This is a genomic window from Nonomuraea rubra (assembly GCF_014207985.1).
Lineage (GTDB): Bacteria > Actinomycetota > Actinomycetes > Streptosporangiales > Streptosporangiaceae > Nonomuraea > Nonomuraea rubra.
In genome coordinates, this window is the sequence record NZ_JACHMI010000001.1 from 3,216,429 (window position 1) to 3,228,835 (window position 12,407).

Below are 12,407 nucleotides of genomic sequence, written 5' to 3' on the forward strand. Positions count from 1 at the left end.
CCATGCGTAGCGTGCGTATCGGAGTTGACACCGGAGGAACGTTCACCGACGTGGTGGCGGTGGACGAGCAGACCGGTGAGATCCTCACCACCAAGACCCCCTCGACCCCCGCGAACCCGGCCGACGGGTTCCTCGCGGGCATCGAGAAGCTGGGCCGGCACGACGTCGGCTCGATCGTGCACGGCACCACGGTGGCCACGAACCGGCTCCTGGAGGACCGCATCGGCAACCTCGGGTTCATCACGACCGAGGGGTTCGAGTTCATCCTGGAGATCGCCAGGCAGAGCGTGCCCGACGGCTACGGCAACTCCTACTTCTGGGTCAAACCGCCCAGGATCGTGCCCGTTCACCTCGTCAAGACCGTCGGCGGGCGGCTCGACCACCTGGGCAACGAGGTACGGCCGTTCTCCGACGAGCAGGCCGTCGAGGTGGCCCGCTGGTTCCGCGCCAAGGGTGTCACCGCGATCGGGGTCTGCTTCCTGCACTCCTACGCCAACCCCGAGCACGAGCGCCGCATGCGCGAGGTGCTGTGGCGCGAGCACCCGGAGGCGGTGATCTCGCTGTCCAGCGACGTGCTGCGCGAGTACCGCGAGTACGAGCGCTCGGTCACCACCCTCGTCGACGCCGCCGTCAAACCGGCCATGCGCAGCTACATCGCCACCCTGTCGACCCGGCTGGGCATGCCGTTCTCCGTCATGAAGTCCAACGGCGGGGTGCTGTCCGCGCGCGAGGTCGTCAACCAGCCCATCACCACCGTCCTGTCGGGCCCGGCGGCGGGCGCGCTGGGCGCGGCGCTGATCGCCTCCACCGCCGGCCACGAGTCGGTGATCACCCTGGACGGCGGCGGCACCTCGACCGACGTGGCCGTGGTGATCGACGGCGAGCCCTCCATCACCACCGAGGGCTCCGTCGGCCGCTACCCGTGCAAGATCCCGATGATCGACATCATCACGGTCGGCGCGGGCGGCGGCTCGGTCGCGTGGATCTCGCCCGAGGGCACGCTCAAGGTCGGTCCCCGCTCCGCCGGCGCCGACCCGGGCCCCCTCTGCTACGGCAAGGGGGGGACCGAGGTGACGGTGACGGACGCGCACGTGTTCCTCGGCCGGATCCCGCCGCACCTGCTCGGCGGGGAGATCCCCCTCGACGTGGACGCCGCCCGCACCGGCATCCAGGCCCTGGCCGACAAGCTCGGCCTCACCGCCGAGCGCACGGCGACCGGCATCCTGGAGATCAGCGCGTTCAACCAGAGCAACGCGATCAGGCAGCTCACCGTCAAGCGCGGCCTGGACGTGCGGGACTTCCCGCTGGTGACGTTCGGTGGGTCGGGGCCGCTGCTGGCGTGCCGGCTGATCGACATCCTCGGCCTGCCGTCCGTGATCGTCCCGCGCGACCCGGGCAACGTCTCGGCGTTCGGGCTGCTCACGGTGGACGTCAAGAACGACTACGTGCGTACGTACGTCACCCGCGACCTCTCGCTCGGCAAGGCCGTCGAGATCTTCCACGACCTGGAGCATCAGGCGGGCGAGGCGCTCGACCGCGAGGGCTTCGACGACCCGGTCTACCAGCGCAGCGCCGACCTGCGGTACTACGGCCAGGCCTACGAGGTGCGCGTGCCCGCGCCCGCCGGCGAGATCGACGAGGACTGGCACGCCGAGGTGCTCTCCCGCTTCCACGACGCCCACGAGAAGCTGTACGGCTACGCCTACCGCGACGACCCGCGCCACGGCGTGGAGTGGGTGAACCTGCGCGTCTCCGGCATCGGCCCCATCACCCGGCCGGTCGTCCGCCGCCTGGAGAAGGCCGGCGAGGGCGCCACGTCGGTCCGGCCCGTGCACTTCGACGAGACCCGCGACACCCCGATCCACCAGCGCGCCGCCCTCGGCCCCGGCGCCACCGTGCGGGGGCCGGCGGTGATCGAGGAGTACGGCTCCACGATCCCCATCCACCCTGGCTTCACCGCGAAGATCGACGAATACGGAAATGTGGAGATAAGTCGTGACTGATCCCATTCTGGTGGAGATCGTCGAGGGCACGCTCGCCTCCGTCGAGAAGGAGGTCGAGACCGCCATCGCGCGCACGGCCCGCTCGCCGATGATCCGCGACGCGCACGACTTCCGCGCGGGCATCCACGACGTACGGCTGCGCAAGCTCACCGGCCGCTCCTACAGCGCGCTCGTCCAGCCCGTCGTGCGCGACTTCCCGGTCGAGACCATGAAGCCCGGCGACGTCTACTTCCACAACGACGTCTACCTGTCGGAAGGCGGCATCGGCCACCTGCCGGACCTGTGCGTCACCGTCCCGGTCTTCCACGACGGCGAGGTGGTCGCCTTCGTCCAGGCGTTCGGCCACCACGACGACATCGGCGGCTCGGTACCCGGCTCCATGCCCTCCCACGCCCGCTCGGTCTACGAGGAGGGCCTGATGGTCCCGCCGATCAAGCTGTGGGACGAGGGCGTGCCCAACGAGGCCGCGCTGCGCATCATGACCCGCAACTCCCGCATGCCCGACTCCCTCGCCGGCGACCTCGACGCCGAGTGCTCGGCCTGCCTGATGGGCGCCCGACGGCTCGGCGAGCTGTTCGAGCGGTACGGCAAGCAGGCCGTCCAGGAGTGCTTCGACGCCATCATCGGCAAGACGACCGAGACGTTCCGCAGGGAACTGCTGGCGAAGATCCCCGAGGGGACGTACGTGTGGGAGGACTACGCCGAGCACGACGGCGTGGACGAGCCCCGCCTGCACGCCCAGCGCATCACCCTCACTGTGGACCACGCCGAGGACGCGCCGCTCACCATCGACTTCACCGGCACCTCACCCCAGGCCAAGGGCCCCATCAACCACGCCGGCGACTACGCCGACGGCGTGTTCCTGAAGAAGTGGCTGGCCCCGGTGCTGCGTAACCTGGCCGACACGCCGGAGCGCATGGCCGAGCTGGACGTCAATGAGGGAGTGGTGCCCCTCATCAAAATGATCTTCCCCGAGAAGGGCACCCTCCTCACCCCCGTCTTCCCCGCCCCGACCAATGCCCGAACGTTCGTCATCCTCCGCCTTCTCGGCGTCCTGGCCGGTGTCCTGGCCAAGGCCACCGGCGGCCGCATGCCCGCCGACCAGGAGACCATCCGCTACACGGGCGTGTACGGCACGGACGCGGAAGGGCAGCCGTACCTCATGCGCGAGGTGCTGGGCGGCGGCTCGGGCGGGCGCTGGTACGCCGACGGCGAGGACACCATCCACGTGGTGCCCGACTCGCGCAACATCCCGGTGGAGTTCGCCGAGGCCCGCTGGCCGTTCCGGGTGGAGCGGCTGGCGCTGGCCTGCGACTCTGGCGGGCCCGGCATGTTCAGGGGCGGGCTCGGCTACGACAAGCACATCCGCATGCTGCGCGACGCCTCGTACATGTCGATCGCCGACCGGTCCATCCTGTCCTGCTGGGGCGTCAACGGGGGCCTGGCGGGGCGGCCGTTCCGGGTGGAGATCGCGGGCAAGGAGATGGAAGGGCTGGTGGACGACCACCCGGTGCAGGCGGGCGACCTGATCAGGATCCGCACCACCGGCGGGGGCGGCTGGGGCTCCCCGTACGACCGGGACCCCCGGGCGGTGGCGGCCGACGTGCGCGACGGGAAGGTGTCGATCGCCGGGGCGCTGGGGGACTACGGCGTGGTGCTGGACGGGGACCGCATCGACGAGCAGGGCACGGCCGAGCTCCGGGCCCGGTTGCGGCCTCCGGGGGATCGGTTCTTCGACCGGGGGCCCGGGTACGCGAAGCTCTCGGGTGGGAGGGCTCATGCGGAGGTGGACGAATTGTGAGGAGTTGATCGGCGGGGCTGGTGGCGCCGCATCAGGCTGATCGCCACCTTGCCGATTTGCAAGCGCTGCTGCTGCATCGGCAGTTGCGGGTTGCACTGGCACGATGAGAACGACAAGCGCCGAACGCAGCTCATCGAGGCGGTTGCGGAGTGGCGGCCGAACGGGAACGTGGTCGTGGGCGCGAGGTGCCTTGCTGAGCGCGGCGATCACACGTTCTGGAGCCACGTGGAGGCGGGCCTTGTCGTGCGGCGCATCGACACCCGCTGAAGCGCGAAGCCCGGGCTCCCGTCGTCCGGCGGTCCACCCGGGCCCACTTCCATCCTCCCCGCAGGAAGGCGGCCTGCCGGAACCCTACCGCCTACCTCTTGTCGAAGCCGGCGAAATACGTAGCCGCCATGTCCTCGTCCCCATGCCCCTGCGCCTCCGCCCGCCGGAACCGCTCCCCGGCCGCGGCCACCAGGTCCAGCCGAACCCCGGCGGCCTCGCCCGCCTCCGTGATCAGCCGCGTGTCCTTCTCGGCGTTGCGCACGGTGAAGCTGGGCGTGAAGTTGCCCGACAGGATGGCCGCGGACTTGGCCTGGAAGTACGTGCTGTCCATCGGCCCGCCGCTGATCACCTGGCGGACCAGGTCGGGGTCGAGCCCGAGCCCCTGGGCCAGCGAGAGCGCCTCGGCCACCACGGCCGTCAGGGAGATGCCGAAACTGACCGTGGCCATCTTGAGCCTCGTGCCGGCGCCGGCGTCTCCCAGCCAGAGGGTGCGCTGGCCGAGCGCGTCGAAGACCGGCTCCAGCGCGGCCCTGGCCGAGTCGGGGCCCGAGGCGAGGATGACCAGCTTGCCCTGCTCGGCGGGCTGCCGGGTGCCCTGGACGGGCGCGTCCACGAACGTCAGCCCGTGCTCGGCCGCCAGCGCCGAGAGCCGTTCCACCGCGGCGAGGCCGGCCGTGCTCATCTGCGCCCACACCTGCCCGGCCCGCAGCCCGGGAGCGGCGGCGGCGACGGCCTCGTGCACGGCGTCGCCGTCGCTCAGCATCGTGACGATCACGTCCGCGCCCGCGACCGCCTCGGCGGGGGAGTGCGCGACCACCGCGCCGTCCTCCTGCAGCGGGAGGGCCTTGTCCCTGGTACGGTTCCACGCCGTCACCCGCATGCCGGCCCTGGCCAGGTTCCGGCCCATGGGCAGCCCCATGAGCCCCGTTCCGAGTACTGCGACAGAAGTCATGCCTCCACCGTACGATCACCGCCGTGTGAGGATGGGGACATGGGTCCCGAACGCATCATGGCGGTGCGGCACGGCGAGAGCGAGGCCAACCTCGCCCACCGGCAGGCCGGCGAGACGCCGCTGGTCTACGAGCGCGGCGACGACGAGGTGACGGTCACGGAGCTGGGCAGGGCGCAGGCGGCGGCGCTGGGCCGGCTGCTGGCGGCGCTGCCCGCCCGCGAGGCGCCGGAGCTGGTGTGGTGCTCGCCGTACCTGCGCGCGCTCGACACCTGGAAGATCGCCCAGGAGGCGTGGGGCGTCGAGCCGCTGCCCGTCACCGTCGACGATCGGCTCAGGGACCAGGAGTCGGGCGCGTTCGCGCACCTCAACCTGGCCGCGATCCGGGAGCGGCACCCCGGGGAGCTGGCCCGGCGCGAGGCCGAGGGCGCCTACGCCTTCCGCCCGCCGGGCGGCGAGTCGCTGGCCGACGTCGTGGTGCGGCTGCGCGGCTTCCTGCGGGACCTGGACGGCCGGGCCGCCGGGCGGCGGGTGCTGATCGTCGCGCACGACTCGGTGGTGCTGGCGCTGCGCCACGTGCTCGACCGGCGGCCGGACGCGGAGCTGGCGGCCGTGCTGGAGTTCGCGCCGGTGCTGAACGCCTCGGTGTCGCTCTGGCGCACCGGCGAGCTCGTCAGTTTCAACGACGTCACGCACCTCACGTCGTGAAGCTCGTCAGCTTCACCGGCTTCACGCACCTCACGTCGTGACCACGACGTCGGCCCGCTCCCGGGTGCGGTCCTCGGCGAACCACTTCCGCTCCGCCTCGAACCACTCCCGCCACCGCGGCTCCAGCGCGGCGCCGTCCCGCTCCAGCACCCGCCGCAGGCGCACCGGCTCCGCCGCCTCCACCCACACGCTGTACGCCAGCAGGTGCGCCACCGAGGCCCGGGCCGTCCCGACGCCCTCGACGACCAGGACGGGCGCGACAGGCACCGCCACCCGCCCGGCGTAGCGGCCACGCACCCAGTCGTACCTGCGGAACCCGCCGGGGAGCCCGCGCTGGAGCGGCGCCAGCACCTGGGACTCCAGCGCGTGGAACCAGCCGCCGGGCCCCTCCTCCCACGGCACGGGGAAGTCGTCGCTGTGGATCACCTGGCACCCCAGCTCCGCCCCCAGCCGCCCCGCGAACGTCGTCTTGCCCGACCCGGCGGGACCGTCCACGGCCACCAGCCGTACCGGGCCGCACGAAGGGCGCAGGCGGGAAATGCGAGAGGCCAGGTCGTTCACCGGACCCAGGGTAGGTGACGAGGGGCGGACGCCTGAGAGAATGTTCTTTCACCCCGAACGCAAGTAGGAGGTTGGATCTTGCTCGGACCCCTCGGTGACATCGTCGTGCTCGATCTGTCCAGGGCCCTGGCGGGGCCGCACGCCGCGCAGATGCTGGGTGACCTGGGCGCCCGGGTGATCAAAGTCGAGCATCCGGACGGGGGTGACGAGTCGCGCGGCTGGGGCCCGCCGTTCGTCGGGCCGGATCATGACATCTCGACCTACTTCCTGGCAGCCAACCGCAACAAGCAGTCCATCGCCGTCGACCTGAAGTCCGCCGAGGGCAAGCAGCTCATCGAGCGCCTCGTCCGCCACAGCGACGTCCTGGTCGAGAACTTCCGCACCGGCGTGCTCGACCGACTCGGCTTCCCGGTCGAACGCCTGCACGAGCTCAACCCGCGCCTGGTCGTCCTGTCGATCACCGGCTTCGGCCACGACGGCCCCGAGGGCGGCCGCCCGGGTTACGACCAGATCGCCCAGGGCGAGGCCGGGCTCATGTCGCTGACCGGCCCCTCGCCCGACGAGCCGTACCGCGTCGGCGCCTCCATCGGCGACCTGCTGGCCGGCATGTACGGCGCGTACGGGGTCGTGAGCGCCCTCTACGAGCGCGAGCGGACCGGCAAGGGCCGGGTCGTGCGCACCTCGCTGCTCGCCGCGATCACCGGCGTGCACGCCTACCACGGCACCGCCTGGACGGTCGGCGGCCAGGTGCCCGCGGCGGGCGGCAACCACCACGCCTCCATCGCCCCCTACGGCGCCTTCCGCTGCTCCGACGGCATGCTGCAGATCGCCGCCGCCAACGACGGCCAGTGGCGCAAGGTGGCCGCGCTCCTCGGCATCGACGCCGGCCAGCCGCGCTACGCCACCAACCGCGACAGGTTCGCCCACCGCGACGAGCTGATCGCCGACATGGAGAAGGCCCTGTCCGCCCACGACCGCGCCCACTGGCTGGCGAGGCTGGCCGAGGAGGGCGTGCCCGCCGGCGCGATCAGGACGCTCGACGAGGTCTACGCGTGGGAGCAGACCCGCTCGCAGGGCCTGGTCGTCGAGGTGCGGCACCCCGTGCTCGGCCCGATCGAGCTGCCGGGGCCGCCGCTGCGCTTCGACGGGCTGACCGGGGTCGAGCACAGCGCGCCGCCCATGCTCGGCCAGGACGGCGACGCCGTGCTCGCCTGGCTGGAAGAGCGCGAACGATGATCGCGAAAGGATGGCACCGGCCGGGGCGCTCATGCGTCAACATTGCATCGTTGGCTGACATCTAGGGAGCGATAGTGAGCCGTCCGGACGCGCGCACACTGATCGAAACGATCCTCGACCGGGGGTCGTGGAAGTCGTGGGACGCGCCGCCCGCCGATCCGGCCGAGCCCGGCTCCTCCTACGCCGACGAGCTGGCCGCGGCCCGCGTCAAGTCCGGCTACGACGAGGCCGTGATCACCGGTGAGGGGCTGCTCGACGGGCGCAGGGTGGCCGTCGTGGCGTGCGAGTTCTCGTTCATGGCGGGCTCGATCGGGGTGGTGGCGGCCGAACGGTTCGTGACCGCGGCGGAGCGGGCCACCCGGGAGCGGCTGCCGCTGCTGGCCCTGCCGGCCTCGGGCGGCACGCGCATGCAGGAGGGCGCGCTCGCGTTCGTCCAGATGGTGAAGATCACCGCGGCGATCCAGGCGCACCGGGCGGTCGGCCTGCCGTACCTGGTGTACCTGCGGCATCCGACGACCGGCGGGGTGTTCGCGTCCTGGGGGTCGCTCGGGCACGTCACGGTGGCCGAGCCGGGGGCGCTGATCGGGTTCCTGGGGCCGCGGGTGTTCGAGTCGCTGCACGGCTACCCGTTCCCCGAGGGGGTGCAGGTGTCGGAGAACCTGCACGGCAAGGGCCTGCTCGACGCGGTGGTGTCCGCCGAGGACGCGCGGGAGGTGGCGATCAGGGCGCTGGCCGTGCTCGCCGCAGACCGTTCGGCCATCGAGGCGGGCGAGCCGCCCGAGGAGGACCTGCGGCCGGTGGAGGCATGGGAGGCGATCACCCGGTCCCGGCGCGACGACCGGCCGGGCGTGCGCACCCTGCTCAAGCTCGCCGCCACCGACGTGACGCCGCTCAGCGGCACCGGGGCGGGCAAGAACGAGCCGGGGCTGCTGCTCGCGCTGGCCAGGTTCGGCACCGCGCCGGCGGTGGTGCTCGGCCAGGACCGGCGGCTCCAGCGGGCCAACTCGCCGCTCGGCCCCGCCGGCCTGCGGGTGGCCAGGCGCGGCATGCGGCTGGCCGCCGAGCTCGGCCTGCCCCTGGTCACCGTGATCGACACGCCCGGCGCCGACCTGTCCAAGGCGGCCGAGGAGGGCGGGCTGGCCGCCGAGATCGCCCGCTGCCTGGCCGAGCTGCTCACGCTCGACGCGCCCACCGTCTGCCTGCTGCTCGGCGAGGGCGCGGGCGGCGCGGCGCTGGCGCTGCTGCCCGCCGACCGGGTGCTCTGCGCGCAACACGCCTGGCTGGCGCCGCTGCCGCCCGAGGGCGCCTCCGCCATCCTCTACCGCTCGGTCGACTTCGCCCCCGAGATCGCCCAGGCGCAGCACATCCGCGCCACCGACCTGCGCCGCGACGGCATCGTGGACCGGGTGATCCCCGAGCTGCCCGACGCCGCCTACGAGCCGAGGCAGTTCTGCGAGCGGGTGGGGCGGGCGCTGGAGTACGAGATCGCGGGCCTGCTGCGGGTGGGCCCGGCCGACCGCTTCGCGGCCCGCCAGGCCCGGTACCGCAACCTGGGTTAACGCCGCCAGAGCTGCTTGCCGGCGGCGTCGAACCCCTTGATGACCATGCCGGCGGACAGGTCGCCGCCCTCGGGGAGCGGCGCCGCGAACAACACCACCCCCTGTCCCCACGGGTCGGGGGTGGCCTGCGCGGTGCCGGTGACGCCGTTCGAGGAGGTGACCTCGATCCTGGCGGTGCCGGCGAGCGCGTAGCCGTACCAGGCGTGGGCGCCGCGGCCCCACCTCACCGGCTGCTCGGCGGTGAGCAGGTCGCTCAGCCTGGTCCCGGGCAGCGGCCCGGCGAGCCCCATGACCAGCTCGTCGTTCTCCCAGAAGGCCAGGCAGTTCGGCTCGCTCACGAGCGCGGTGACGCCCGCGGGCAGCGGGTGGCGGGGAGTGTCGGAGCGCATGGCCTGCCGCCCGCAGTCCTTGCGCGTCTCCGGGAACAGCCCGAGCGGCCGGTCCTTGCGCTTCATGGTGAAGCCCGCGACCTCCGCTTCGCTGGACGGGATCGTGACGTACCAGATCGGGGCCGGGGTGCCGGTACCGCGCTGGAACGTGGCGGGCAGGCGCCGCCCGTCGGAGAGCACGGCCTCGACCGACTCCCAGTCGTCGCCCGCCGGGCCGAAGTAGCTGACGGTGCCGGGCTCCGGCAGGTACTGGACGGCCCGCAGCGGGCTGCCGAGGTGGTCCGGGTGCCGGCCACCGCCGATGCAAGACAGGTCGGGGTCCACGCCGCCGGAGTAGCAGAGCGTGACCCTGGGGCGGCCCGTGTCGGGGCCGGCGTCGGTGAACCAGACGCGCACCGGCTCACCGACCGCTCCGGTGCCGGGCAGGCTCATCACCTCGCCGACGGGTGGCATCCCCTCCTGCGGGTCCTTGGCCTCGTCGCGCCAGACCTCCGCGCCCGACGCGTCGTAGGCCACCAGGCGGTGGCGCTCCCGGCCGTCGTCCGGGGCGCCCTCGGCGGCGAACAGCGTGATGCCCAGGCCCCATGGATCGGGCCGCGTCCCGACCTGGGCGGTGGTTCCGTCCTCGAAGGAGAACGCGATCCTGGAGACGTTCCCTGCCGCCACCCCAGTGATCATGTTCTCCCGCATGCGCGCGTCGACCGGTTGCATGGCCTGGCCGAGCAGGACCGTGCCGACCTCCGCGCCGCCGCGGGTGAGGCGCAGCTCCGTGCCCTCCTTCGTCCGGAACGGCCGCGCGGTCACCCCGGCGGGCAGGTCGAGTGCCGCCCCGAGGGCCTGCCCTGGTTGCGGAGCGGAGAACAGGTCGCGCGAGCTCCAGCCGAGGCTCCTGCCCCGGTCGTCGGCGATCTCTATCTTCGCCAGCGGCTGCGAGGCGGGGTAGGTCACGGTCCAGATCCGGTACGGCGCTCCGGCGGGCCGCCACATCCGGGCGGGGAACCTCTGCCCGTCGCCCGCGACCCCGGTGACCGTCCCGATGTCGTCGAGCGCCATCCCCCAGTCCAGCGCGGTGCCCGCCCCGTCACGGGCGGTGCTGCCCGCGAACCAGGCGTCGGAGCCGATCGTGGGGACGGGCGTGCAGCCCCCGTACGCCTCGGCGTCCGCCCGTTCCACGACGTAGCAGAACTCGGGATTGCCCAGCCTGCCCTTGGCGAACCAGAGCCGCAGCGGCCTGCCCTCGGCCGGGTTGTCCACGGTGACCTGCTCGCCGGTGGCGGTCCTGCCACGCATGAGCCCCTGGTAGACCGCGTCGGCGTCGGCCGCGGTGTTCCTGCCCAGGTCCCCGTTGAGCAGGGCGGGCACGAACACCGCCAGCAGGGCCACCGGCAGTGCGGCCGCCGCCAGGCGCAGCGCCCGGTACCGGCGCGGCCGGCGCTCGCGCACCCGCAGCCAGGCGTCAGGGCTGGTCTCGAACGTCTGGGCGCGGGCGTCGAGTGCCGCCCGCAGGCGCTCTTCCAGGTCGTTCACCGGTCCTCCTCCTTCAGCGCCCTGCCCAGGGCCGCCAGGCCCCTGCTGGCGTGGGTCTTCACCGATCCCGGCGAGACGCCCATGGCGTCGGCGATCTCGCGCTCCGACAGGTCCAGCCAGTACCGCAGGACGAGGGCCTCGCGCTGGCGGCGCGGCAGGCGGTCCACGGCCGCCAGCAGCTCACGGTGCTCCTCGGAGACGAGCACGGCGTGCTCGCTGCTGCGGATCGGCTCGGGAGGGTCGGGGCGGCGCAGCCGGACGAGGCGGAGGTGCCGCAGGCGGTTGCGGGTCAGGTTGCAGACGGTCGCGCGGAGGTAGGCCATCGCGGCCCCGTCGTCACGCAGCCGCCGTGAGTGCAGCCGGGCGAACGCCTCCTGGACGATGTCCTCGGGGTCGTCCGCGCCGAGCAGCCCGGCCAGGCGTACCAGGGACTGGTACTGGGCCGCGAACAGCTCGGCGAACGACGGCTGCGCCATGGTCGCTGTTTCGGTCACATCCCTAGAGACACCTGGACGTGCCGGAGGTTGACTACGGGACCGGAATCCTCTCGACCCGGATCGAGAAGACCTCCTCGCGGGGCACCACGACCTCGTACGCCCCGTGGTCGACCATCCAGTAGCCCAGCGCCTCGGCCTTCATCCCGCTGTGCCCGGTGTAGGCGATGTGCAGCCCGTCGTCGTCCTCGTCGAGCACGATGCACGGCTCGCCCCCGAACGCGCCCACCGTGCGGATGAGCACCAGCCACTCGACCTGCGACCTGGGCACCACCCGCCGCCAGTAGCCGGAGGCGGCCTCGAACCCCTCCAGCTCCGTCTCGCTGAACAGCACCACCTGGTCGTTGTCGGGGCCGAGGGCGGCGGGCAGCGTGCGCTCGCCGAAGCGGGCCACGAAGCCGGAGGCGACCGGCGTGATCTCGTCGCTCATGCGGCGGGCCGCCAGGTCAGCCCGTCGTACTCGGCGAAGGGCCGCTCGCCCTCGCCGGTGACGTGCACGATCTCCGCCCCGGCCGGGATCGGCATCGGAACGGTGTGGAACTGCGGCACCACGTGCTCCGACGACGTGGTGAACCCGTTGCCGGCGAACGGCGGCGCGTCACTCCAGTCGCCGCCCATGTGCGGCCCGTACGGCACCGCGTAGGTGTCGACGTCGCGGGCGAACCACCGCATCAGGTACAGCTCGGGCGCCTCGGCGAACAGCTCGGAGCCGTCGAAGGACAGGTCGAGCCCGTAGTAGAGGGCTTCGGGGGTGGTCAGCCTGACACAATCCTGCACCCGGTAGACGTAACCCGAGATGACCGTGCGCTTGCCCGACAGGTATGGCACGAGCAGACGCGGCGGGACCACCTTCTGCATCTGCGTTCCGCTCACAGTCCTACTTTACGATCGCTTGACCCCGGGGTGGACCGCG

At 72.6% G+C, this 12,407-nt stretch carries 11 protein-coding genes; 5 read left to right on the plus strand and 6 right to left on the minus strand.

Annotated elements, in window-relative coordinates; genetic code table 11:
* Window positions 1–2 precede the first annotated feature (2 nt).
* On the plus strand, window positions 3–2,003 hold the full coding sequence (locus tag HD593_RS14675; RefSeq protein ID WP_185102700.1) for a hydantoinase/oxoprolinase family protein: 2,001 nt from the start codon (window positions 3–5) through the stop codon (window positions 2,001–2,003).
* Entirely contained in the window at window positions 1,996–3,804 is a 1,809-nt protein-coding gene (locus HD593_RS14680; RefSeq protein WP_185102701.1) for a hydantoinase B/oxoprolinase family protein, read from the plus strand. The genes HD593_RS14675 and HD593_RS14680 overlap by 8 nt, the downstream gene beginning before the upstream one ends.
* A gap of 358 nt (window positions 3,805–4,162) precedes the next feature.
* Here the strand turns inward: HD593_RS14680 and HD593_RS14685 are convergent, their stop codons facing one another.
* Complete coding sequence (locus HD593_RS14685; RefSeq protein WP_185102702.1) at window positions 4,163–5,023, minus strand: NAD(P)-dependent oxidoreductase; 861 nt, start codon at window positions 5,021–5,023, stop codon at window positions 4,163–4,165.
* 39 nt (window positions 5,024–5,062) lie between these two features.
* Here HD593_RS14685 and HD593_RS14690 point away from each other — a divergent pair, with 39 nt between their 5' ends.
* The gene (locus HD593_RS14690; RefSeq protein WP_185102703.1) at window positions 5,063–5,728 is read left to right on the plus strand and encodes a histidine phosphatase family protein; all 666 of its coding nucleotides are present in this window, start codon (window positions 5,063–5,065) and stop codon (window positions 5,726–5,728) included.
* Between the two features lie 30 nt (window positions 5,729–5,758).
* Here the strand turns inward: HD593_RS14690 and HD593_RS14695 are convergent, their stop codons facing one another.
* On the minus strand, window positions 5,759–6,289 hold the full coding sequence (locus tag HD593_RS14695) for a uridine kinase family protein (protein WP_185102704.1): 531 nt from the start codon (window positions 6,287–6,289) through the stop codon (window positions 5,759–5,761).
* 78 nt (window positions 6,290–6,367) lie between these two features.
* Here HD593_RS14695 and HD593_RS14700 point away from each other — a divergent pair, with 78 nt between their 5' ends.
* Together HD593_RS14700 and HD593_RS14705 are read left to right on the plus strand one after the other, a co-directional pair.
* Complete coding sequence (locus HD593_RS14700) at window positions 6,368–7,525, plus strand: CaiB/BaiF CoA transferase family protein (protein ID WP_185102705.1); 1,158 nt, start codon at window positions 6,368–6,370, stop codon at window positions 7,523–7,525.
* A gap of 74 nt (window positions 7,526–7,599) precedes the next feature.
* Window positions 7,600–9,084 (plus strand): carboxyl transferase domain-containing protein, encoded by a 1,485-nt coding sequence (locus HD593_RS14705; RefSeq protein WP_185102706.1) that lies wholly within the window; start codon window positions 7,600–7,602, stop codon window positions 9,082–9,084.
* On the opposite strand, the gene HD593_RS14710 is transcribed toward HD593_RS14705, so the two are convergent.
* The 4 genes from HD593_RS14710 to HD593_RS14725 are packed head-to-tail and all read right to left on the minus strand — an operon-like array spanning window position 9,081 to window position 12,367.
* Entirely contained in the window at window positions 9,081–11,000 is a 1,920-nt protein-coding gene (locus tag HD593_RS14710; protein WP_185102707.1) for a hypothetical protein, read from the minus strand. The two genes, HD593_RS14705 and HD593_RS14710, sit on opposite strands and share 4 nt — an antisense overlap.
* Window positions 10,997–11,494 (minus strand): sigma-70 family RNA polymerase sigma factor, encoded by a 498-nt coding sequence (locus tag HD593_RS14715; protein ID WP_312903473.1) that lies wholly within the window; start codon window positions 11,492–11,494, stop codon window positions 10,997–10,999. The genes HD593_RS14710 and HD593_RS14715 overlap by 4 nt, the downstream gene beginning before the upstream one ends.
* A 34-nt stretch (window positions 11,495–11,528) precedes the next feature.
* Window positions 11,529–11,924: a hypothetical protein gene (locus HD593_RS14720; RefSeq protein ID WP_185102708.1), complete on the minus strand. Its 396-nt coding sequence runs from the start codon at window positions 11,922–11,924 to the stop codon at window positions 11,529–11,531.
* Complete coding sequence (locus HD593_RS14725) at window positions 11,921–12,367, minus strand: hypothetical protein (RefSeq protein WP_312903474.1); 447 nt, start codon at window positions 12,365–12,367, stop codon at window positions 11,921–11,923. Before HD593_RS14725 ends, HD593_RS14720 begins: the two co-directional genes overlap by 4 nt.
* Window positions 12,368–12,407 lie beyond the last annotated feature (40 nt).

Excerpts from the sequence above, each read along its gene's own strand:
- HD593_RS14675 (WP_185102700.1), top strand. The coding sequence starts at position 3 with ATGCGTAGCGTGCGTATCGGAGTTGACACCGGAGGAACGTTCACCGAC.
- HD593_RS14685 (WP_185102702.1), bottom strand. The coding sequence starts at position 5,023 with ATGACTTCTGTCGCAGTACTCGGAACGGGGCTCATGGGGCTGCCCATG.
- HD593_RS14690 (WP_185102703.1), top strand. The coding sequence starts at position 5,063 with ATGGGTCCCGAACGCATCATGGCGGTGCGGCACGGCGAGAGCGAGGCC.
- HD593_RS14720 (WP_185102708.1), bottom strand. The coding sequence starts at position 11,924 with ATGAGCGACGAGATCACGCCGGTCGCCTCCGGCTTCGTGGCCCGCTTC.